The following is a 22174-nucleotide window of genomic DNA, read 5'->3' on the forward strand; positions in this document are numbered from 1 at the left end:
CTGGGGTGAAGGTTCGTGCAGTCCACGGCGAACTACAGGGATTCTTCGCCTTCGGCTCAGAATGACGGCGGCTATCAGTTATCGTCACAGCAATAGGGAAAAATTCTATCGTGCATCCGCAGAGCGCGGTGACGATAGCAGGACTGTTTTTGCGTTGAGGAACTCGCGCATCCCCGCGGCGGAGAGTTCTCGGCCGTAGCCGGAGTGTTTGACGCCGCCGAAGGGCAGGCGCGGATCGCTGGCCACCATCGCGTTCACAAAGACGGCGCCGCACTCCAACTCGGCGACGAGGCGCTGCTGCTCGGCGGGATCCCGCGTCCACACAGAGGCGGCGAGCCCGAAGGGAGTGTCGTTGGCGATCTCAATGGCCTCGTCGAGTGAAGCGACTTTGAAGAGCATGGCGACCGGGCCGAAGAGTTCTTCCTTGTAGACGGCGCTGGTGCGCGGGACGTTGACCAGAACGGTGGGCTCGAAGTAGTTGCCGTCGCCGAGCATACGTTCTCCGCCGGTGAGCACGCGAGCGCCCGACGTGGTCGCCGCTTTGACCTGTGCTTCCAGCTCCTCGGCGATCTTTGCCGTGGCGAGCGGGCCTACGTCGGTGGTCTCCTTCATGGGGTCGCCGATCTTCATGGCCTCCATGCCGGCGACGAAGCCGGACTCAAACTCCGCATAGATGGACTCGTGAACGATGAAGCGCTTGGCGGCGATGCAGGACTGACCGCTGTTGACCAGGCGCGCGCGAACGGCCGTCTCGATTGCGGTGGCGAGGTCGGCCGAGGGCATGACGATGAAGGGATCGGAGCCGCCGAGCTCGAGCACGGATTTCTTGATGAGCCAGCCTGCCTGCGCCGCGATGGCACGCCCGGCGGGCTCGGAGCCGGTGAGGGTGACGGCGGCGACGCGTGGGTCGGAGAGGACGCGCTCGACCTGGCGCGATTCGATCAGCAGTGCCTGGAAGGTTCCGCGGGGAAAGCCCGCGCGGCGAACCAGCGACTCGATCGCGAGCGCGCATTGGGGAACATTCGACGAGTGCTTGAGGAGGCCCACGTTGCCCGCCATCAGCGCCGGGGCGAGGAAGCGGAAGACCTGCCAGAAGGGAAAGTTCCAGGGCATGACGGCGAGGACGACGCCGAGCGGGTCCCAGCGAACGTAGCTCTGGTTCTCAGTGGGGATGGCCTCGGGCGCGAGGATGCGTGCTGCGTTTTCGGCGTAGTAGCGGCAGGCGGTGGCGCACTTGGCGATCTCCTGCCGCGAGGCGTGAATGGGCTTGCCCATCTCGAGCGTGATGGTCTGGGCGAGGTCGTTGACCTCCTCATCGAGCAGGTGGGCGAGCTTCCGCATGCAGAGGGCGCGGTGCTCGAGCGGGACCGCGGCGTATTCACGAAAGGCCTGGTGGGCCAGCGCGATCTTTTCGAGGAAGGCCTCTTCGGTAAGAGGCTCGAAGCTGCGAAGGAGCTTGCCGTTGGCGGGATTGATGGATTCGATGGCCATACGCCTGTGAGCCAGCTTAGCAAAGATGGGTCGGTCCTTTCCGAAAACCGGATTGCGCTTTGCGCGATGATCCCACCTTCGCGATGATGAAACCGCCGCGAAGATGGGCACCCGCAATTGGCGGCAGAGAGGCACATCTCCTGCGAAGTGCCTGTGAAATAATCGGGGATATCCTTTTGAGTGCCGTGCGCGTGAGGTGTTTCCGGGCGCGCGGCGGCGATGCGGGGCCGAATGCAGGGCAATCCAGAGTTCATGAAGCAGGCGATTGAACTGGCGACCGGGAATGTCACCTCCGGTCGCGGTGGCCCGTTTGGCGCGGTGATTGTGCGCGACGGCGCGGTGATCGCCACCGGCGTGAACCAGGTGACGGCAACCAACGATCCCACGGCGCACGCCGAGGTAGTGGCGATCCGCAACGCCTGCGCGGCGATCAAGGATTTCAGCCTCAACGGATGCACGATCTATACGAGCTGCGAGCCCTGCCCCATGTGCCTGGCTGCAATCTCATGGTCCCGCATGGAGAAGATCTTTTACTGCGCCACGGCGGCCGATGCGGCAGCCGCGGGCTTTGATGATGCGTTTTTGTATGACGAGCTGAGAAAGCACATTGGAAAGCGGAAGATTCCCGAGCAGAGGCTGCTTGCCGAGCGTGCGACCGAGAGCTTCGAGGCATGGCGCAAATACGAGACACGAGTACGTTACTAAGACGACAGGCGAGGATGATGACGACAAAGAAGCTGACGAAGGTTGCGGCGAAGAAGGCGGATGGCGTGGTGAAGGTTGCACTGCTTGGGTTCGGGACCGTGGGAAGCTCGGTGGCGAAGGTCCTGGCCGAATCGAAGTTTCCCGGCATCGCGCTGACGCATATCTACAACCGAGGCGTCGAGCGGAAGAAGTCTTCGCCCGCTGCGAAGTTTGTTCCGTCGACGGCGGTGTGGACCGAGAACGTCGACGATGTGTTGAAGTCGAACGTCGATGTGGTGATTGAGTTGATGGGCGGCCTGAATCCCGTGGAGGGGTGGCTGAAGAAGGCGATGGCCTCGGGCAAACATGTGGTGACGGCAAACAAGCAGTTGATCGCGTACCGCGGCGTGGCCTTGCAGAAGCTGGCGGCCCAGAACGGCGTTCAGCTTGTCTACGGTGCAGCGGTGGCTGGCGGGGTGCCGGTGATTCCGGGCATACGGCAGGGACTGGGCGGCGACAAGATGGTGCGTCTGAGCGGCATCGTGAACGGCACCTGCAACTACATCCTGAGCCGCATGGAGGCGGGGGCGGAGTATGCGACGGTGCTCAAGGACGCGCAGGGACTTGGGTATGCGGAGGCGAACCCCTCGGCGGACGTGGATGGATTCGATGCGCGCGCGAAGCTCTGCATCCTGTCGCGGATCGCGCTTCACGCCGAGCTGAACCCGGATGAGGTAGCGACGCAGACGATCTCGAACGTCGAAGCGATCGACTTCGTTTATGCGAAAGAGCTGAACTGCACGATCCGGCAGGTTTCGCGCGCACAGGTGGAAGGGGCGCTGGTGCATGCTCGGGTGGCTCCGATGCTGGTTCCGCTGAGTTCGCCGATGGCGTGGTCGCACGGGACGCAGAACATGGTGGTGACGAGCGGAAGGTTCGGCGGCGACGTGGTGTTCTCGGGCCACGGCGCGGGCGGAGAGCCTACAGCCGTCGCGGTAGTCTCGGATCTGCTGGCGGTGTCGCAGGGAGCGAAGGCGGTCGAGCTGCCGGTGCGCAAGCGCCAGGTGACGGGCGAGTTTCTTGCGCCGCACTACCTGCGCTTTGTCGTGGACGATAAGCCGGGAATCGTGTCGTCGATCGCGGGTGCGCTGGCGAAGGTGGGAGCGAACATCGATTCGCTGCTGCAGCGGCCGGGGTACCCGAAGCACAAGTTGCCGTTCGTGGTGACGACGGAACCGTGCCTGACAGGGACGATCGAGCGGGCGATGAAGAGCATCGGCAAGCTGGACTGCATGCTGGAGAGGCCGCTGACGTTGCAGATGCTTGTGGCTGAGGACACGGCGGAGTAGGCTGCGCAGCTGTTTGTGCCGGACTCAGGATGACGATCGTCGCCTATGCAGATGTACGCAAAGCGTAAAAGCTGAGCGCCGCGTCTCCCTGCTTGAGAACGCGGACACGTTCCAACGCGCCGTATCGTTCCGCCAGCTCCATCTTGCTGCGATGCTCCGCGATTACGCGGGCATCTTCGGCCAGAATTGCCTGCCCGCGCGTACCTCCAAGAAATTCCAGAGTGCGCGCGTATTCTGCCTCGGCATCGTATGGAGGATCGAGAAAGACGAGGTCTGTCACTGTTCCGCGCCTGGCCAGATTTTCAAGAAGCGCCATGGCACTGCGTTCTTCCACCATGCACCCGGACGAGATCTTCAGCGCACGAAGGTTTTCGCGAATGGCTTTTGCGGCCGCCGGAGCGTTCTCTGCAAACCACACGAACGTGGCCCCACGGCTGAGTGCCTCGATGCCTACCGCTCCGGTGCCTGCGTAGAGGTCCAAAAACTTTGCGCCCTCGACGCGCGGCGCAATCACGTTAAACAGCGTCTCGCGCAGACGGTCGCTCGTCGGCCTTGTCTCTATGCCTCGCGGCGCCGACAGCAATCGCGACCTGTACCTCCCTGCAACAACTCGCATCTTCCGTTCCTCCACCCACCCTGCGCATACAATGATAAGCATGCGCGGGTGGTCCTTTTCGATCGGCAGGCTTCTTGGTGTGGAGATTCGCATTCACACGTTCTTCCTTCTGCTGCTCGGTCTTGCCATCAGCTACTCTTCTGTTTCAGGAGCCTCGGGCAGCAGGGGCTTCGGCTTGTGGCTGATTCTTTTTTTCGCTGTCGTCGCACGCGAGATCGCACGCGCAGTTGCCGCTGCATGGTTTGGGCTGGAGCTGCGCAGCGTTCTCCTGTTGCCAACCGGCGGCCTGCAACAGTACGCCACCCCTGAAGCGACGGACCGCGCCGCTACGCCTGAGATCGGCAAGCGGCTGGGCATCGTCGGCCCGCTGACCAACCTTCTCGTCGGCTTTGTACTCGGCGCGGTGATTGTCACGGTCGCTCCCGAAATCAACCTGCTTGAAAAGCCGTGGATGACTCCGGCGCACCTGATTCGCGCCATGGTTTGGATCAACCTTCTGCTTGCTGCCATTAACCTGCTTCCCGCCGCTCCGCTAGACGGAGGCCGCATCTTCCGCGGCGAGTTCGCGCGCAATCATGGCGTTCTCAAAGGCACACGCGCCGCCGCCGGTCTCGGCCAGATCCTCGGCATCCTGCTCGCCATCGCCGGATGCATTCTGCCCAACATGTGGCTCATCATGCTCGGCGGCTTCGTCTTCATCGGCGCACATATGGACGATGCTACGATGCTTCTCTCGAACGAGAACGATCCGGTGAGGATGCGCGACGTGATGCTGACGAACTTCAGCACGCTCTCGGCGTCGGACACGCTCGAAGAGGCGTTGCAAAGTTCCGTACATACGCTACAGGATGTCTTCCCTGTGGTGCGCGGAGGAAATCTCGTCGGCGCCGTCTCACGTCAGAACATCGTCGAAGCGCTCCAGGCCGAAGGCAATGGCTACATTCAGGGCGTCATGACGCGCTCGTTCCAGACCGCGCAGTCCGACGACTCGCTCGTCACCACGCTGCGCCGCATCATGGCCGGACAGGGCGCACAGCTTGTTCCCGTACTCGACGGCGACCGCATCGTCGGCATCATCACACCGCAGAACCTCGCCCACTCCATGGGCCTGCTCAACGCCCGCCGCCGCCTGACCCAGCAGCAGCGCGAGGACTGACCTCTTATGTCCTCCACAGGCGAACACGATGGCCCCATTGCCCCCGGCCTCTATCTCGTCGCCACGCCGATCGGCAATCTCGAAGACATCACCCTGCGCGCGCTGCGCATCCTGCGTTCAGTCGACCGCATCGCCTGCGAGGACACGCGCCAGACTCAAAAGCTGCTCAACCACTTCGGAATCACGACGCCCACGGTCAGCTACCACCTGCACAACGAAGGCACGCGTGCAGAAGAGCTTCTAGCGCAGTTGAAGCAGGGTGTGCGCATCGCCGTCGTCTCCGATGCAGGAACACCCGGCATCGCCGACCCCGGCCACGAGATCGCCACCGCGGCCATCGCGGCAGGCATCGCCGTCTTCTCCATCCCCGGAGCCAACGCCGCCATCAACGCACTCGTCGCAAGCGGCCTGTCGACGGAAGTCTTTACCTTCCACGGCTTCCTTCCTTCAAAAGAAGGACAGCGCAAGACCGCGCTCGAACAACTGCCGCGCGACCATGCCACTCATATTTTTTACGAGGCCCCGCATCGCATCCTCGACACCCTCGCCGACATCGAGGCAATCTTCGGCCCCGCGCAGCCAGCCGTCGTCGCACGCGAGTTGACCAAGCTCCACGAAGAGTTTCTGCGCGGCACGGTTCAAGAACTGCGCAAGCAACTTTTCTCCCGCGCAGCGGTCCGCGGCGAGATCGTGCTGCTTTTTTCACCTGTCCAAAGGGAAGCGGCAACTCCCGCGCGAAGCATCGCCGCCGAAGTATCGACCCTTATGCAATCAGAATTTCTATCGGAAAAAGACGCGCTCAAACGAGTGGCTCGCGAGCGAGGCATTGGCAAAAGCGAAGCCTACCGCGAGCTCCAGCGCGACCAGAACCGCAAGCGTTAGTCCCGAACCATCTCCAAGGCGTCATTCTCAGCTCCAGCCTCTCGGCTGGCACAGGAACCTACTCTCGCCCCTTCACCCGGTCGTACTGGTACACATCGCTCGTCGTACCCAGTGACTCGTTGTAAAGGTTCGTCGCCCCCATCGCCTTCTTCAGCTCCTCGCTGAACTCATGCAGCGAACGCAGGTGGTCGGCCGTCGCCGGGATCTCCAGCTTGCTGGTTTTGAAGAACTTCTGGTAGCCGCGGTCGAGCAGACGAGCAATTTCGCCGTTCAGCAGCACCCCCGGACGCACCAGGATCTCCGGCGTGCCGTCGGGGGCGGGGGCAATCTCCGCAGCGCACCCGAACTTCCTCACCTGAAAGGCGTTCGGGGTCCGCTTTGCACCATCCTGGGCCGGTGCAACATCAAATCTCTGACTGCCAAGAACGGAGAGAACATCGTTGAAGCTGCGCGTCTGGGTCTTTTTCGCCATAAGTGCCATCATTTAGACTCGAAGTTAACTGTCGCACATTCGCACGGGCGCTTCAATCCGCCAGGGCTCACTGAACAGGACACATGCTGACTACCGTCAAACCGCTGGGCTCCACCATTCTCGAACGCATCGGCAACACACCCCTGGTGCGCCTTGAGGTGCTGGACGACCTGTCCGGTATCCAGATTCTAGGTAAAGCGGAGTGGACCAACCCCGGCGGCTCGGTAAAAGATCGCGCGGCCTCGGCCATCGTCGCCGATGCTTTCAAACGCGGACTTATCGGAGGTTCTGACGCCAAGGGCCTGCTCGACGCCACCAGCGGCAATACAGGCATCGCCTACGCCATGCTCGGCGCCGCGCTGCACTTTCCCGTCACGCTCTGCATGCCCTCCAACGTCTCACCTGAGCGCAAGAAGTATCTAGCGGCATACGGCGCGAGTATCGTCTGGACCAGCCCAGCGGATGGCTCCGACGGAGCCATCCGCAAGGCGCGCGAGCTCGTCGCCGCTGAACCGGGCCGTTACTTCTACGCCGACCAGTACTCCAACGACGAGAACTGGCGCGCCCACTACCGCACCACCGCCAACGAGATCTGGGAGCAGACCGAAGGCCAGGTGACGCACTTCGTCGCCGGCCTCGGCACCTCCGGCACCTTCATGGGCACGACGCGCCGCCTCAAGGAGCTGAACCCCGCCATCCGTTGCATCTCCATGCAGCCTGACGCCGCCTTCAACGGCCTCGAGGGCCTCAAGCATATGGCCACGGCCATCGTGCCGCGCATCTACGACCCCGCACTGGCCGATGCGAACATTGACATGGATACCGAGGTCGCCTATCGCATGGCGCGCAACCTCGGTCGCAACCACGGCCTGCTCGTCGGAGTCTCCGCTGCTGCTGCTGTTGCGGCTGCGGTCGAGGTCGCCAGGCAGGAGGCCGCCGCCGGACGCGAGGCCGTCATCGTCACCATACTGCCCGACTCGTCCGAGAAATACATGAGCGAACACTTCTGGCAGGAACAGGACTAAAGAGGCCCATGCTACACATCCAATACAGCGACTACGAAGCCATGCGCCTCCACGGCGAAGAGACCTACCCGCATGAGTGCTGCGGCGTCCTGCTCGGCAGGTCCGACGCCGAGGGCAATCATGTTGCGCAGCTCGTTCGTGCCGGGAACACCCGCACCGACTCCGCGCACAACCGCTACAACATCGCTCCGCAGGAGCTGGTGAAGATTCAGCGCCAGGCCCGCGGACTCGGCCTCGACATCGTCGGCTTCTACCACTCGCACCCCGACCACCCGGCCCAGTGGTCGCCTACGGACTTCGCCGAGGCTCACTGGATCGGCTGCTCTTACGTCATTACAGCAGTCGACAACGGGAAGGCCACCGACACTAATTCCTTCCTCCTCACCGGCACCACCGAGGACGACAAAAAGTTCGTCGATCAGCCCGTCGAGATCGACGTTGCACTCTCGCAATCCAATCAACCGAAAGGCCACGCATGAACATTCACATCCCAACCCCGCTCCGGACATACACCGGCGGAGCTGAGACGGTCGCCGTCCCGGGCGGAACCGTCGCCGAGGTGTTCTCCGAACTCACCTCGAAGTTCCCCGAGCTGAAGCAGCAGCTCTTCACCACCGAGGGCAAGCTCCGCTCCTTCGTCAACGTCTACCTCAACGACGAAGACCTCCGCTACCTCCCCTCCAAGGACGCTACCGCCGTCGCCTCCACCGACGAGCTGACCATCATCCCCTCCATCGCAGGCGGCTCTGCCTGTTGTAGCTGTTGTCCCCTCCTCTAGTTCTTCCCCTTTCAAAACTCATAGTTGTCATTCCGAGCGAGCATAGCGAGCCGAGGAACCTGCATTTTTGCCGTTCGAGCCGCAAATCTGGCAGTAAGCCAACGACTTGCACACCCAATCACGGTCGATGAGCCGTTCTGGGGCACTTTGCATCTAGAATTAAAACGAACCTTTACAAGGAACGTCATGCCAACAGCCATTGAAGAAGCCGTACAGCTCCCGAAGCTCACCAACGAAGAGATCGCCCGCTACTCCCGCCACCTCATCCTTCCCGAGGTCGGCATGGAGGGCCAGCAGAAGCTGAAGGCGGCCCGCGTCCTCTGCGTGGGAACCGGTGGCCTCGGCGCGCCGCTCGCCCTCTACCTCGCCGCCGCAGGCGTCGGGACCATCGGCCTGATCGACTTCGACGTCGTCGACGAATCGAACCTGCAGCGCCAGATCATCCACTCGCAGTCCACCGTCGGCATGCTCAAGGTCGACTCCGCCGAGCAGATGATCAAGGGCCTCAACAAGAACGTCAACATCATCAAGCACAACACGATGCTGACCTCCGCCAACGCCCTTGACATCCTCAAGGACTACGACGTCATCGCCGACGGCACCGACAACTTCCAGACGCGCTACCTGGTCAACGACGCCTGCGTCCTGCTCAAGAAGCCTAACGCCTACGCTTCGATCTTTCGCTTCGAGGGACAGGCATCGGTCTTCGGCACCGAGCAGGGACCGTGCTACCGCTGCCTCTACCCGGAGCCGCCGCCGCCCGGCCTCGTTCCCTCGTGCGCTGAAGGCGGAGTGCTCGGAATCCTGCCCGGCCTACTCGGCGTCATCCAGGCCACCGAGACCATCAAGCTCATCCTCGGGCTCGGGGAGCCGCTGATCGGCCGCCTGCTGCTCGTCGACGCGCTCGGCATGGGCTTCCGCACGCTCAAGCTGCGCAAGAACCCCGACTGCCCCGTCTGCGGCACACACCCCACCGTCACCCAGCTGATCGACTACGACCAGTTCTGCGGCATCGAGAAGCCCAAGACCGTCGGCCCGCTCGAGGTCGCACGCGACAAGGCCGTCGCCGGCGGCTCCGTCGTCGACGGCATCCCGCAGGTCACCGTCGAAGAGCTCAAGAAGAAGCTCGACGCAAAGGAAAACATCTTCGTCCTCGACGTTCGCGAGCCGCACGAGTACCCCATCGCGAACCTCGGCGCGCCGCTGATCCCGGTAGGCTCCCTCGAGGGCCGCGTCTCCGAGATCGCCGCGCACAAGAACGACGAGGTCATCGTCCACTGCCGCTCCGGAGCACGCAGCCAGAAGGCCGCGCTCGTGCTCAAGGCTGCGGGCTTCACCAACGTCTCCAACCTCTCGGGCGGCATCCTCGCCTGGGCCGACAAGATCGACCCGACGATGGCGAAGTACTAAACCGTTAGCACAACACAAGGCAAAGGCCCGAACAACCGTTCGGGCCTTTCATCTTTCAGGTTGTCATCCCGGGCTGCCAGCAAAACTCAGGAGGAGCAGCCGCCACCCCGATGCTGTCCTGTCTTCAGGTCAACGGTGAAAGGAACATCCTTGTCGGTCAGCATGTTCCACCCCGTTCCATGGAGCATCTCGCCCTCAACTCCAGTGAGGCGGAGTCCTTCCCAGCTCAGCCGCCGGGTGTGCCAGGCTTCGCCATCCGCTCCCCAGGCGAGGATGGTATGAAAGCCGACGAACAATAGAAGATTTTGTGAAGCCACGGCACGGACCTCTACAACTGGCTTGAGGCGAATATGGGTCGAAGTCTGCGGATTCAATGTGTCGATGATGTAAGCGTAGCCACCGGCTACGGCGCAAAGCTCGCTGGGGTTCGGACAGGCATGTACACCTGTTGGCATGGAGCGATCGGTAAACCCAAGCGCACAGGTGGCAAGAAATATCCCGCCAGCTTCAGGTTTGACGAGCAGTTGCAGCGCACCCCGTGCGAGTGCGTCCTCTTCGCCTGCAATCTGCTGCGGGTAGATGAACTGCCGCGCTGGCGCGATCAGCGGCGGAGTCTTGAGAATTTCAGCCTGCCAGTTGTGATGAAAGGTGTTTTCAGCCACGAGCGTTTGCCTTGATGTTGCGGTTGACCCAGTTCCATTGTTCATCAGTGTCGGGAACCATACAGCCACGAGCGTTGGTGACCTGATCCCATGCAGCTTCGTGAGGGATGCCCGATCGAACCAGAAGGCCGACGGTTACGACACTGGAACGCCCAATACAGGCACGACAGTGAACTCCGATCCGCTTACCCGTCGACAGCTGCTGTTCGAGTGCCGCGAGAAGATGATTGAAGGCTTCAGAATCTGGCGGAACGCTACGATCGGGAATTGGAAAACGGAGAAACGATATTCCGGCCTGATCGGCAGCAGCAGATTCCTGTTGCAGTCCCAGCTCTTCGGCCTCGTCCTTTTCAAGCAGAGAGACAACAAGATCAATGCCTGCTTCGCGCAATGCCAGCATCTCGCTATCCAGCCAGTCTTCATCTCTGGGCCGAGGAACAATTGCAATCTGATCGGTAATCCAATAAGGGCGGGCGATCATGGTTTGGCTGCATCCAGTGCCTGTGCGATGTCTTCGAGCAGATCCTCAATCGCTTCGCAGCCTGCGCTGAGCCGGATGAACCCGTCGGCGATAGCGTCGCCTCCCCAGCGGGCGCGGCGCTCGGCAGATGAGGTGATGCCTCCGAAGCTGGTTGCATCGGTAAGCAGTCTCGAATACGCAAGGAAAGACTCTGCGGCGGCCTTGTCGCGGAGGATGAAGCTGACGACGGGGCCGAAGTAGCGCATCTGCTTCTTCGCGATGGCATGTCCGGGATGTGCAGATAGCCCGGGATAGAGCACAGCCTGAACCTCCGGGCGCGTCGTGAGAAATTCCGCGATGGCCTGTGCGTTCTGGCATGAGCGCTCCAGACGCAGGGGCAGTGTGGCGATGGAGCGCAGTGCGAGCCAGGCCTCCATCGGGCCGAGCACTCCGCCGGTGAGCGTGCGCCACTGGTCGAGCCTCTTTTGCAGCTCCGGATCGCGGACAGCAACATGGCCGACGAGGATGTCGCTGTGGCCGGTCATCGACTTGGTATCGGATGCGACCGAGATGTCGGCGCCAAGCGCGAGAGGAAGCTGACCGAGCGGTGTCGGTGTGGTGTTGTCGACCGCGACCAGCGCTCCGGCTCGGTGTGCCGCCTCGGAGAGCAGAGCGATGTCGCAGACGTCCATGGTGGGATTGCTCGGCGTCTCTATCCAGAGGAGCCTTGCGCCCTCAAGTTTTTCAGCTTGAGCGTTGCAGGTGGTAGGAGCGAAGCGAAGTTCAACTCCCATCTTGGCGAAGTACTCCTGCGCCAGGACGCGGGCGGCGTAGTAGGAATTTTCAGGAAGAACGACGGCATCGCCCGGGCGAAGGACGGCGCCAAAGACAGCAGTCGTCGCAGCCATGCCGGATGCGAAGACAAGCGCGGAAGCGGTGTACCCGTCACCGGACTCCATCTGGGCGATGGCATCTTCAAGGTGGGTCCAGGTGGGGTTGTGCGCGCGGGCGTAGGTGTAGGGCACGCCAGCCGGGTCGCCCGGAGCATGATAGGGCGCGGCAAAGACGGGTCCGGCGTGCAGAGGCTCGCCTGCGACGGCGCGGGTGAGGCCGGAGCGGATGATTTTCGTCGTGTCGCGCATGTGTCGATTGTAGTGTCAGCGTGTTGCGAGGTGTTCCCATCCGCCGGGTCGCAGGGGAGAGCGACGGCCCTGCAGGTCGGTCAGCATGATGCGGGGCTTACCTCCGCTTGCCTTGTGCACAGAGCCGATGCACGTAAGAGGCACACCGGCTATGCCGCGCGGGACTATGCCTGGCGCGGTGAAGAGAAGCTCGTAGTCTTCTCCCCCGTGGAGCGCAGCGTACATGGCTGCGTCCGGAGTGAGCTTTGCGAGGGAGGTGGAGAGGGGAAGTGCGGAGGCGTCGATCTCGGCGCGAACGCCGGAGGCCTCGCAAAGGTGAGTGAGGTCGGTTGAGAGTCCGTCGCTCAGGTCGATGGCTGCACTCGCGAGATGACGACGCAGGAGAGCGGAGCCGACCGCCAGCCGCGGCTGTGGGAAGAAATGAGGATGGCCCTGCCACCCGGTGACCCTTGCAGGCCGATTGCTCGCAAGCAGAGCGGTGAGTTCGGCGTGCGCTCCTCCCAGTGAGCCTGTGACGTAAATGTTGTCGCCGGGTCTGGCTGCGCTGCGTCGAAGGGCGCGGCCGCGCGGGGCAGAGCCGATGAGGACGATATCGGCAAAGATGAGATCCGCCGGTGACTCTGCCGTATCCCCCCCGGCCAGTACAACGCCATGCCGGCTGGCCAGTTCGCGTATCCCGGCGAAGAAGCCCTCCAGCCAGAGCCGTCCTCGTCTTGCGCGCAGCAGGCGGGGGGGGACGGCAAGCGAGAGGAATGCTGCCAGGGGGGACGCTCCCATGGCTGCCAGATCGCTGAGGCCGCGCGCCAGGCAGCGATGTCCCGCCGAGGCTGCTGGGTGAAGGTCGCGGCGGAAGTGCCGGCCCTCGAGGGAGAAGTCCGTTGTGACGAGAACTTCGGATCCCCGGGGAGGGCGCAGAATGGCGCAGTCGTCGCCGATACCGAGCGCAACCGCCGAATGGCGGGCAGGAAAGGAGCGTCGTATGTGCTCAATCAAAGAGAGTTCGCCGGCGATGGGAGGAGGGGCGCTGCGCATCCTGAAAGCAGCATAAACTTTTGTGCCGCTCAGGGCGTCTAGTCTGACAGCGAGGGCTGCTATGCCGCCAGTTCGACAGGCCACCGAAATGCGTCTTTTGTGGCAGGCTGTTGGGCGGAAAACAGTGTAGGGTTTGTTGCAGGTAACTGACCTGTTTGTTACCCTCGAAGAAGCCCAAGAGAGTCTGCAATTTTGAAATGCCAATTGGTGAATTCGATTTACCAGTTGCGATTTGTGAAGCATTCACTCCGCGCCGTGCAGTCTGGCGGCCAAATCTGGGCCAAGAGTAAGGTTTGAAGCTAAAGAAGCGTTACTACATCATGTTTGTCAGCCGCGATGACGACGGCAACCTGAACAAGGTTCCCGTTCCGTTGCACTACGCCTACATCTTTGTGGCTGTGGCGGCGATAGGCATGTTCACCATCACGGGTATGGCTGGATCGTACTCGCGAATGCTCATCAAGACGGCCCGCTTCAACCAGCTTCGGCAGGACCACAATACCCTGCAAAAGGATTACGCTCACCTGGAAGAGGCGGCGCACGAGAAGGACATTCAGGCCGCGTCGCTGGGCTCGCTGGCAAACGAAGTCTCGGCTCTGTATGGACTGACTGCCAGCAAGCTGGCTACCCCGATGGGACGCCTGACAGGTAAAGCCCACGCGACCGCGGTTGTTGAGGCAGTGACGAACACGCCATTAACTGAGACCTCAAGTTTGACCGATGACAGCTACTACAAGTCGGTGGACGCGTTCTACTCTTTGCGTAACCAGGCGATGAGCGGCGCGACCACTCGAGCGCTGGGCGGTTTGAACCGTCCTGGCTATGGAGTGGGAACAAGTCTCTTTGGCGGAAGCCTGTCGATGGGCGATCTGGACGCCTCCTATGTCCCGACCCTGTGGCCGGTCATGGGACCGATCACGAGTAGCTTTGGACAGCGGCAGGACCCGGTTCTTGGCAACGGCGAGGGCGAGTTCCACAAGGGCCTCGACATCTCGGCGCCCAATGGAGAGCCGATCCGCGCTACGGGCGATGGTGTGGTGAAGTCGGCGCAGATGGAGAACGGCTATGGTCGCGCGGTAACGATCGATCACGGCCATGGGGTTGAGACGCTCTACGGGCATATGTCGGGTTTTGCCGTGATGGCTGGCCAGACCGTTGTACGCGGACAGGTGATCGGCTACGTGGGACACAGTGGTCGAGTGACCGGCAACCATGTTCATTACGAGGTCCGCATCCGCAATACAGCGGTCAACCCGCATAAGTATCTGCGCATGACGCTGGCGGAGCTTGGCTCGGAGGCACCGGCGGTTCCTTCGACTCCTGCTGCCGCGACGAAGGCTGTGGGTCTGGACAAGTAAATATCTCAACCAAAGAAGAAGAGGGCCGGGGTGATCCGGCGCTGAATTTTTTGCGTGGGTGTCTAGGCCAATTGTCCGGTTTCATCAATGACTGCGTGCCGCAGTCTATGAAAAACTTCATCTCAAACGAAAAGAGGCGGCCTCGTGGCGATGAGAGGGTTCAGGACAGTTTCAGTTGCAGCATTGTTGGCGGTTGGCGCGGCGCAGGTGTGGGCGCAGGGCAAGGCCATAGCCGGTGAAAATACCGACTTCAACAGCTCGCAGAACAAGCCGGAGCGCGATGAGTGGTTCCGCGACCAGGGGTTTGGGCTGTTCATTCATTGGAGCGTGGACAGCCAGCTTGGCGTTGTCATCAGCCATTCCCTTGTAGGGGCGTCCGAGGACTATACGAACCGCTTCTTCAGCGATCTGCCGAAGACCTTCGATCCAACGCGATTCGATCCGGCGGAGTGGGCGCGGCTGGCAAAGCTTGCCGGCGCGCGTTATGTCGTGTTTACGACAAAACACCATTCTGGCTTTGGGATGTACGACACGAAGACGACTCCGTTCAACATTATGAATACGCCGTTCCATCGCGACGCGACGGCGGAGATATTGAAGGCGTTCAAGGCAGAGGGGATTGCTCCCGGGATGTACTTCTCGCCCGACGATTTCTACTGGCTCCACGAGAATGGGAAGACGATCCAGCGCGGCACCGAAGCAGTTCAGCCGAGTCACAATTCCGGTCTCCTCAAATACGACAGCGACCAGTTGCGCGAACTGCTGACAAACTATGGCCCGGTTGACGTTCTCTTCTTCGACGGCGAGGCGACCAGCCTGCGCCAGCTTGCCTGGAAGCTGCAACCCAATATCGTGGTGACGCGCGGAGCGATGATGACGCCGGAGCAGACGATTCCCGGCATGGCCTTCGACCAGCCCTGGGAGGCCAACGACACCATGGGCAGCGCGTGGCAGTACCAGCCTCAGAACGACCACTACAAGTCGGGCCACGACCTGATTCGCGAGCTGGTCCAGACACGAGCCAAGGGCGGCAACTTCCTGCTGAACATCGGTCCCAAGCCAGATGGCGAACTGGCGATCGAGCAGGAAGAGCGTCTGCGCGAGATGGCGTTGTGGATGTTCGTGAACTCAGAGGCGATCTATGCGGCGCGGCCATGGATCATCACGAACGAGGGCAACGTCTGGTTTACGAAGAAGAAGGATGGAAGCGCGCTCTACGCCATCGTCGATCCTGCTACACCGTGGAAGCTGGGGCAGTGGCAGGACCTGGTGCTGCACTCGGTGAAGGCTACAGCGAAGACCGAGGTGAGCGTTCTGGGAGCAAATGGCGAGGTGGTGGAGTATGCGCCGAACGTGGTCCCGAAGACGACCTTCCACATGGAGAGCGACGGGCTGCATATTCGCACGATGCGTTCGCAGCGGTTGCAGGACAACCGGCAGTGGCCGAACCCCGTAGTGGTGCGCCTGACGAATGTGGAACCCGCGCTCGCGCCTCCTCGCGTGAAGACGGAAGCCTATCAGTGGGGTGCGGACGGTGGGAGCGTAAAGCTCGAGGGCGAACTGCTGGATATGGCCGGAGCGAAGTCGCTGGAGGTTGGATTCGAGTACAGGTCGATCGAGGGTGAGGATGTGCACTCCCGCACCGCTCCATGGACAGCGACCAGGTTGCAGACATTGATCGCCGCCGGCAAGTTCACAACGACGGTGGAAGGGCTGTCCGCTACGGGACGCTACGAGTTCCGTGCCGTCGTACATCACCCTCTGCTCGCCTTGTATGGAGGCGACGTGGTTCTGCGCCGCGGGCAGCCTCGCCAGCGGTGATGGCAAGGCATTGGTTTTGAGTAGCTTGGATGTTTTAGAGCGCCTGCGGATTTGGAGGAGAGGCCACCTGCCTGGTTACGTCACTGCACCTTTTGTGTAGTGGCTTCAGGTGGTGCGGCCACCTATAGTCACGAATGTATCTGGGAGTACCCTGGATCGGGCGAGGTGTATCGTTTGCCGGACTCTTCCAGGACGATGGGCAGTTTTGGAGTGAAACGAATCCTATGGGCCAGACCTCAGCGTCTTTTCGGCAGGAAGAACACCCTTTCAATGAATCGCTTTCACTCTCCGAGGTGATCTCGGCCCTGTCGTTTGCCATCGACCTGACTGAAGGGGCGGTCCGTGGCCATGCGCTGAGAAGTTGCCTGCTGGGGATGCGAATCGCCTACGAGATGGGGCTTAGCTCCGAGCAGAAGAGCAGCCTCTACTACGCCCTGCTGCTGAAGGACATCGGCAACGAAGAGATGATCGGTCTTCGCTGCGACCGCGGCGCAAGCATTGTAAGCAAGCTCGGGATGGGCCAGACGGCCGCCGAGGCCGTTCGCAGTATCGAAGAGCATTGGGATGGGACAGGGTATCCGAAGCGTGCGCGGGGCGAGCGGATTCCGCTGCTGGCGCGCGTCTGTGCCGTGGCGCAGCACCTCGACGTGTTCTCCATGGGACGGAACGCGGATGTGGCCATCGAGACGCTGGAGCAGTGGAGCGGCACATGGTTCGATCCCCAGATCGTTCGCGCGGTGATGTCCCTGAATCATCGGGGGCACCTGTGGACGCACTGTAGCGCAACCGACAGCAACGAGATTACGCGCGCCGCTGTACTCGATCTCGATCCACAGCAGCAGCAGCGCCTGGACGACACGCAGATCGACAGGATCTGCGAGGCCTTCGCCGACATCGTCGACTCGAAGTCGCACTTCACCTACAGGCATTCGATGGGTGTGGCCGAACTGGCGCATGGCATTGCAAAGCGTCTCAAGCTGCGGACGGACCGTGTGCAGTTGGTTCGCCGTGCGGCATTGCTGCACGACATCGGCAAGCTAAGCGTCGCGAATACGATCCTCGACAAGAAGACGCGGCTGACCGAGGCGGAGTGGAAGATTGTAGAGAGGCATCCAGGGCTGACGCGGCAGATCCTCGAGCAGATTGGGCCCTTCCGCGAGATCGCCATCGTAGCCGGTGAGCACCACGAGAAGCTGGACGGGACGGGCTACCCAAACCGTTTACTGGCCCCCGATATCTCCATTGAATCGCGTATCGTCGCCGTGGCCGATGTTTACAGCGCGCTTTCGGAGGACAGGCCTTATCGCGCCGGTCTGCACAGCAGCGAGATTATTTCAATTATGCGCGCCCTGGTGCCGAAAAAACTGGATGCGGACTGCGTGGATGCTCTGGTGGCGTTGATCGCCGAGGAGCAGGAGACGGAGCAGAAGTTTGAGCCTGTCGGGATCGTGGTGGAAGAGCTGGCCCGGGCATGCGCCTGATAACGAACTGACAAGTTGGTGGGTGGGTGGAGATGGCGAGGCGGCCAGGAAGCTGGACGTCTCGCCTTTGTTTTTAATTCCAGCGGAGCGCTCGGTTATGGCGCAGAGACATCAGGTACGGCCCCGGATGGGGAGACATCGTCGCCAGTCAATGGTTCGGCGTTGGGATGAGTGACGAACTTCAGCAAATCCATTGGAACTGTTGCTGTGACGATGGCGCGGTCCTTGCGATGGTCGATCTTGAGCGATCCGATGAGTTGCTGCACGTCGGCATCTCCCTGATTGCGTGGCCGCAGTTGTTGCAGCGACCGGAAGAGACCGATCAGCGCGGAGAGGTTCTGCGCGGCGCGCGCGGCGTCGGCCTCGGTTGGCGAGATCTCTTCGATGCGTAGTCGCAGCGTTCCGGTGTAACGAAGGCTGGCGACGAAGGTGGTGTCCTCAGGCAGAGGAAGCTGAAGGCCGAAGATCGAGATGTAGCCGCGGTCGGAGAAGGGAAGACCGATGCGGCCGATGCCCCATGCGCTGGCGAAGATCGGCACATCGCGATAGCGCGCTGAGAGCAGAGACGAACCGGAGAAGGGCGATGCCCCGTAACGGTGGCGGTCGAGGATGGAATGAATCTGTTCGGCCGTGGGCATGTTCGATGCGGCTACGGAGTCGTAGCCAAGCTGAACGATGCGCAATGGTCGCGTTACGCTGCCGTCGTCGATGGCGACCGTGTAGATGGTGTGGCCGGCATAACTTTCCTTTGCAGTCGCGATGGAGTCGAGATAGTGTGCGAGCTTCTCTCCGTCGAAGCGGCCTTCAAAGACCTCGGAGTAGCCGACGGGGCCATTGGGGCCGTTTGGATTGTCCATGCGATGCAGGGCGAATGCGGCTGCGTCGATGTCGCGCTCGGGCTCGACTCCGGTTGCATCGATGAAGCGTTGATATTCAGGCACGCGGGCGACGGGATTTTTGTCGAAGTGTGTCGCCAGACGAAGAGGTTTCAGGTTGACGTAGACGATGGCGTCGGATTCAGGCAGCAGGCGCGCGGCCTCCGGCGGAGCGGCCTTGCGCAGGACGATCGCCACGATGAGCGCGGCGACGAGTCCGAGCACCAATAGAAGAGAGTATCGGGTCGGCTTACGCATTCGGTGATGGAGGCATCACGTCTGTTTCTACTCTGTCCCGCGATGGAGAGCAATGGGGCACGTTCATTCCGTAATGGCGAAGGTGTAAATCTTGCCGCCGTTGGTAACGTTGCCAGTTCCGGGAGGGAGAAGACCGAACTCGCCGCCGCCGACGGTCTTGTCGATGGTGAAGGTGTAGGTGCGCGGTGCGATGCGGTCGGCCTGGAAGCCGATTTCATCATGTCCCGCCCCTCCGGTGGAGTGAAAGATGCCTCCGGTGAGAGTACGGAACTCGCGGCTGTCGGAGTGGATGTGGAAGCGCAGAAAGGTGTACTCGGTGGCAGCGACGCCTTCTGGCGCGTAGATGAGAATTTCAATCGGAGCCTGCAGTGTGAGCTTCGATTCGCGTCCGTTGATATGACCGTTCATGTCCTGCTTGATGATGCCCTGGGTGATGGTGGACTTGATCCATCCGCTGGATTTGCTATGAACGACCTCGACGGAGAGCGGTTGCCAGATGCCCTTCCTGTCCTTGTAGTAGACGCCCATCTCATTGACCGGTACCAGAGTGATTGGTGCAGGAGGCGGGTCTTGTGCCACGCCTCCGTCCGGGTTCAGACGCTTCCGTCCCTTGTTCATCATTGCGGCGATCACGCGCTCGGAGACGCCGGCATCCTTCAGGTCGACGAGCGCGTCCGCGTCCGTCTTGTATTGACCGGGCTGCGACGCGATGGCCTGGATAATCAGATCGTCGCTCAGGTTTGCCCCTGCCATGCGAATGATGGAGGCATTGGTAAGTGTCTTGACTTGTGCCGGTGCTGCGATGGTGGGGCCAGCATCCGCCTGCGGTGTTTCAGATGTCTGCGAGTGGCTTGGCGCAGCACAGAGCAGCAAAGCGCTGCTGAAAAGAATCGTCAACCAGGCCCGTGCTGAAGACATGCAGGCGTCCCCCCTAAAAAACAGTGTTCTAAAGTATTTGGACGTGGGAAAGCCTATCACGCAACCAGGGGATTTCCATCATTCTGCGGATCGTTTAGGGTCGATCTGTCATCATGAATAGAGGGAGTGTCTACGCCCTGGGAGACATGTTTTGATGAAGTTGAAGCTGCCGGCCGGTGAGTTCAAGGCATACCTGTTCGATTGTGATGGAACGATCTGCGATTCCATGCCGCTCCACTACATTGCCTGGAAGAATGTTCTGGCCCGGTGGGACTGCGAGTTCGGCGAAGACCTTTTTTACTCCTGGGGTGGTATGCCGGTGACGGAGATTATCGCTTCGCTCAACAGTCGTCATGGCCTGTGTATGCCGGTGTCGGAGATTCAGCAGCGTAAGGAAGAGATGTTCTATGCGAATCTTCCTCACATGAAGGCAGTGCCGGAGGTTTTGGAACACATCCACGCACAGCATGGACAGATTCCATTCGCGGTCGTTTCCGGGAGTACGCATGAGTCGGTGCGCGCGTCACTGACGACGCTGAATCTGCTCGACCGTTTTCAGACACTGGTGTGCGCGGGCGATTACGCTCGCGCGAAGCCGCATCCTGAGCCGTACCTGATGGCCGCCGAGCGGTTGGGTATAGCGCCGGAAGACTGCCTGGTCTTCGAGGATACGGATATGGGAATCGAAGCGGCGACGGCGGCGGGCATGGCTTCGGTGAAGGTTCCTGCTCCGTGGGAGCGCGTTCGATTGGCAACAGTCTGAGTTGTGGGAAACGGCTGAATCTGTCCGGTCTGCCAGTGTTTGCGGCAGGGGTTCTGCTGTGCTAAAGTTAGGCCTGCGGCGCACTCTGCGCAGGCACCACTGCGCGTCCCGCAGCCTGGAGCTTACAGAGGGCAAAACAAGGCTGTTTGGGCTGGCGTAGCTCAGCTGGTAGAGCATCTGATTTGTAATCAGAGGGTCGGGGGTTCAAGTCCCTTCGCCAGCTCCAGATTCCTCGCAGCCGGGGAAGAGTTTGGATTTGGTAGTACTGCCAGGCCGTTCTGGTCGCGCAGGCCTCCGGAGACTTTCTTCAACGATGGAAACCCGCTCGATCGGCGGTACCAGAGATCGAGATTTCGTGCGGGAGTTGAAGCGGGGTGCTGTTCGATAGTGCGGTTTAGCAGGATGTGCACAGGTGGCCGAGTGGTTAATGGCAGCAGACTGTAAATCTGCCCGTCAATGACGTACGGAGGTTCGAATCCTCCCCTGTGCACCACGAGTTTGGTTGTAGTTGGAAGCAGGGGAGCGTACGTGGACTTCAGCCCCGCCGGCAGCGGAAGAATGGCAGTTGCGCTGGGCGTGCTTGGAGTGCTGGCGGTTCTGGCCTGGCAGACGATGGAGCCGGGAAAGTATCGTTCGCTGACATGGCTTCTGTTGGGATTTTTTGCCTTTCGTGTAGCGCTTGGACGGCTGCGGTCGCGGTAGGATTGTAAGATTGGTTGTAAGTAAGGCTGATGTAGCTCAGTGGTAGAGCACTCCCTTGGTAAGGGAGAGGTCATGGGTTCAAGCCCCATCATCAGCTCCAGATTTTGTAGCAGTCGGGCGTGGCGGTCGTCCCGGAGCTTGTGCCTCGGACGGAAGTTTATAGCCCGATAGGCGGGAGTAACGGTAGTCCAGGGCTTTAGCCCTGGATAGAGTCGTAGCTCGATAGGGCGGGAGTAACTCAGTGGTAGAGTCACAGCCTTCCAAGCTGTTGGTCGCGGGTTCGATTCCCGTCTCCCGCTCCAAAGATAGAAGGCATTGCAGGAGAGTTTGTTGAGCACCTTGAAAGAGCAACCCGTACTTCCGATCGCCAACCCCGAGGCGTTCGGCGCGGTAAAGACAGCGATTGAAATGTCGTTTTCGGCCGGAAAGGTTCGTGGGTTCCTCCAGTCGCTGGAGCGCCAGGGAGTGCGTATCCGTGAGTTCGAGGCTGTTCTGGGTAAGGGGCTGCTGGGGCCGAAGACCGCAGGCGAGTATAAGAGTCTGCCGGACGGCGACCAGGGGCAGATTCGTGAGTTCTATCTTGCGAGCCTTGAAAAGGTCGCACCTGATCTGAGGCAGCAGTTCTTCCGGCTGTATTCGTACTACTGAGATTTCTCACAACGACTTTAGAAGTTTTCACTTGAACCGCCGGCGCATGCCGGCCAACACTACGAGACGGAGAGAGCAATGGCGAAGGAAAAATTTGACCGGTCCAAGCCGCACGTGAACATCGGAACGATTGGTCACATTGACCACGGCAAGACGACGTTGACGGCGGCGATCACGAAGGTATTGTCGAA

The 22174-nt window shown here is 61.1% G+C and carries 23 protein-coding genes, 4 tRNA genes and 1 pseudogene; 19 read left to right on the forward strand and 9 right to left on the reverse strand.

Features of this window, described 5'->3' with window-relative positions:
* Positions 1-105 precede the first annotated feature (105 nt).
* The gene (locus JSS95_13200) at positions 106-1491 is read right to left on the reverse strand and encodes an NAD-dependent succinate-semialdehyde dehydrogenase (GenBank protein ID MBS1800771.1); all 1386 of its coding nucleotides are present in this window, start codon (positions 1489-1491) and stop codon (positions 106-108) included.
* A 231-nt stretch (positions 1492-1722) separates the two neighbouring features.
* Here JSS95_13200 and JSS95_13205 point away from each other — a divergent pair, with 231 nt between their 5' ends.
* Complete coding sequence (locus JSS95_13205; GenBank protein ID MBS1800772.1) at positions 1723-2196, forward strand: nucleoside deaminase; 474 nt, start codon at positions 1723-1725, stop codon at positions 2194-2196.
* Positions 2197-2213: 17 nt separating this feature from the next.
* Positions 2214-3524: a homoserine dehydrogenase gene (locus JSS95_13210; GenBank protein ID MBS1800773.1), complete on the forward strand. Its 1311-nt coding sequence runs from the start codon at positions 2214-2216 to the stop codon at positions 3522-3524.
* A 43-nt stretch (positions 3525-3567) separates the two neighbouring features.
* Here JSS95_13210 and rsmD read toward each other — a convergent pair whose 3' ends face one another.
* Positions 3568-4140, reverse strand: a complete 573-nt coding sequence (gene rsmD / locus JSS95_13215; protein MBS1800774.1) for a 16S rRNA (guanine(966)-N(2))-methyltransferase RsmD — start codon at positions 4138-4140, stop codon at positions 3568-3570.
* Between the two features lie 40 nt (positions 4141-4180).
* On the opposite strand from rsmD, the gene JSS95_13220 reads away from it, so the two are divergent.
* Positions 4181-5296: a CBS domain-containing protein gene (locus tag JSS95_13220; GenBank protein ID MBS1800775.1), complete on the forward strand. Its 1116-nt coding sequence runs from the start codon at positions 4181-4183 to the stop codon at positions 5294-5296.
* A gap of 6 nt (positions 5297-5302) precedes the next feature.
* Complete coding sequence (gene rsmI, locus JSS95_13225) at positions 5303-6178, forward strand: 16S rRNA (cytidine(1402)-2'-O)-methyltransferase (protein ID MBS1800776.1); 876 nt, start codon at positions 5303-5305, stop codon at positions 6176-6178.
* 58 nt (positions 6179-6236) lie between these two features.
* On the opposite strand, the gene JSS95_13230 is transcribed toward rsmI, so the two are convergent.
* Positions 6237-6650, reverse strand: coding sequence for a hypothetical protein (locus tag JSS95_13230; GenBank protein MBS1800777.1), 414 nt, complete (start codon positions 6648-6650; stop codon positions 6237-6239).
* A gap of 83 nt (positions 6651-6733) precedes the next feature.
* On the opposite strand from JSS95_13230, the gene JSS95_13235 reads away from it, so the two are divergent.
* The 4 genes from JSS95_13235 (at position 6734) to moeB (ending at position 9863) form a co-directional block, all read left to right on the forward strand.
* Positions 6734-7675 (forward strand): cysteine synthase family protein, encoded by a 942-nt coding sequence (locus tag JSS95_13235; protein MBS1800778.1) that lies wholly within the window; start codon positions 6734-6736, stop codon positions 7673-7675.
* Positions 7676-7683: 8 nt separating this feature from the next.
* Positions 7684-8154: a M67 family metallopeptidase gene (locus JSS95_13240; protein ID MBS1800779.1), complete on the forward strand. Its 471-nt coding sequence runs from the start codon at positions 7684-7686 to the stop codon at positions 8152-8154.
* A complete protein-coding gene (locus tag JSS95_13245; protein ID MBS1800780.1) occupies positions 8151-8453 on the forward strand; it encodes a MoaD/ThiS family protein in 303 nt (100 codons plus the stop codon). The genes JSS95_13240 and JSS95_13245 overlap by 4 nt, the downstream gene beginning before the upstream one ends.
* A 186-nt stretch (positions 8454-8639) precedes the next feature.
* Entirely contained in the window at positions 8640-9863 is a 1224-nt protein-coding gene (moeB, locus tag JSS95_13250; GenBank protein ID MBS1800781.1) for a molybdopterin-synthase adenylyltransferase MoeB, read from the forward strand.
* Between the two features lie 86 nt (positions 9864-9949).
* On the opposite strand, the gene JSS95_13255 is transcribed toward moeB, so the two are convergent.
* The 4 genes from JSS95_13255 to thiL are packed head-to-tail and all read right to left on the reverse strand — an operon-like array spanning position 9950 to position 13159.
* Complete coding sequence (locus JSS95_13255) at positions 9950-10525, reverse strand: hypothetical protein (GenBank protein ID MBS1800782.1); 576 nt, start codon at positions 10523-10525, stop codon at positions 9950-9952.
* Positions 10518-11006, reverse strand: a complete 489-nt coding sequence (locus tag JSS95_13260; GenBank protein MBS1800783.1) for a dual specificity protein phosphatase family protein — start codon at positions 11004-11006, stop codon at positions 10518-10520. Before JSS95_13260 ends, JSS95_13255 begins: the two co-directional genes overlap by 8 nt.
* Positions 11003-12127, reverse strand: a complete 1125-nt coding sequence (locus tag JSS95_13265) for a cystathionine gamma-lyase (GenBank protein ID MBS1800784.1) — start codon at positions 12125-12127, stop codon at positions 11003-11005. Before JSS95_13265 ends, JSS95_13260 begins: the two co-directional genes overlap by 4 nt.
* A gap of 15 nt (positions 12128-12142) precedes the next feature.
* Positions 12143-13159 (reverse strand): thiamine-phosphate kinase, encoded by a 1017-nt coding sequence (gene thiL / locus JSS95_13270; protein MBS1800785.1) that lies wholly within the window; start codon positions 13157-13159, stop codon positions 12143-12145.
* A 320-nt stretch (positions 13160-13479) separates the two neighbouring features.
* Here thiL and JSS95_13275 point away from each other — a divergent pair, with 320 nt between their 5' ends.
* The 3 genes from JSS95_13275 to JSS95_13285 all read left to right on the forward strand — a co-directional run bounded on the left by JSS95_13275 (position 13480) and on the right by JSS95_13285 (position 17819).
* Positions 13480-14517 (forward strand): M23 family metallopeptidase, encoded by a 1038-nt coding sequence (locus JSS95_13275; protein MBS1800786.1) that lies wholly within the window; start codon positions 13480-13482, stop codon positions 14515-14517.
* A 150-nt stretch (positions 14518-14667) separates the two neighbouring features.
* Positions 14668-16338 (forward strand): alpha-L-fucosidase, encoded by a 1671-nt coding sequence (locus tag JSS95_13280; protein ID MBS1800787.1) that lies wholly within the window; start codon positions 14668-14670, stop codon positions 16336-16338.
* 224 nt (positions 16339-16562) lie between these two features.
* Positions 16563-17819, forward strand: coding sequence for an HD domain-containing protein (locus JSS95_13285; GenBank protein ID MBS1800788.1), 1257 nt, complete (start codon positions 16563-16565; stop codon positions 17817-17819).
* A gap of 179 nt (positions 17820-17998) precedes the next feature.
* Here the strand turns inward: JSS95_13285 and JSS95_13290 are convergent.
* Both JSS95_13290 and JSS95_13295 read right to left on the reverse strand, forming a co-directional pair.
* Positions 17999-18952, reverse strand: a pseudogene (locus JSS95_13290) (hypothetical protein).
* Between the two features lie 63 nt (positions 18953-19015).
* Positions 19016-19870, reverse strand: coding sequence for a hypothetical protein (locus JSS95_13295; GenBank protein ID MBS1800789.1), 855 nt, complete (start codon positions 19868-19870; stop codon positions 19016-19018).
* A gap of 154 nt (positions 19871-20024) precedes the next feature.
* Between JSS95_13295 and JSS95_13300 the strand changes: the two genes are divergently transcribed.
* From JSS95_13300 to JSS95_13335, 8 genes are all read left to right on the forward strand, one after another.
* On the forward strand, positions 20025-20633 hold the full coding sequence (locus tag JSS95_13300; protein MBS1800790.1) for an HAD family phosphatase: 609 nt from the start codon (positions 20025-20027) through the stop codon (positions 20631-20633).
* 150 nt (positions 20634-20783) lie between these two features.
* A tRNA-Thr gene (locus tag JSS95_13305) sits at positions 20784-20859 on the forward strand.
* Positions 20860-21039: 180 nt separating this feature from the next.
* Positions 21040-21126 (forward strand) — tRNA-Tyr (locus JSS95_13310).
* 35 nt (positions 21127-21161) lie between these two features.
* Complete coding sequence (locus tag JSS95_13315) at positions 21162-21335, forward strand: hypothetical protein (protein MBS1800791.1); 174 nt, start codon at positions 21162-21164, stop codon at positions 21333-21335.
* Between the two features lie 25 nt (positions 21336-21360).
* A tRNA-Thr gene (locus JSS95_13320) sits at positions 21361-21435 on the forward strand.
* Between the two features lie 127 nt (positions 21436-21562).
* Positions 21563-21637: transfer RNA gene (locus JSS95_13325), tRNA-Gly, on the forward strand.
* A gap of 37 nt (positions 21638-21674) precedes the next feature.
* Positions 21675-21983 carry a hypothetical protein gene (locus tag JSS95_13330; protein ID MBS1800792.1) on the forward strand — a complete coding sequence of 103 codons (309 nt, stop codon included), beginning with the start codon at positions 21675-21677 and terminating at the stop codon, positions 21981-21983.
* Between the two features lie 78 nt (positions 21984-22061).
* A partial coding sequence (locus JSS95_13335) for a hypothetical protein (protein ID MBS1800793.1) occupies positions 22062-22174 on the forward strand: 113 nt, incomplete at its 3' end.

The organism is Acidobacteriota bacterium, from assembly GCA_018268895.1.
Lineage (GTDB): Bacteria > Acidobacteriota > Terriglobia > Terriglobales > Acidobacteriaceae > Edaphobacter.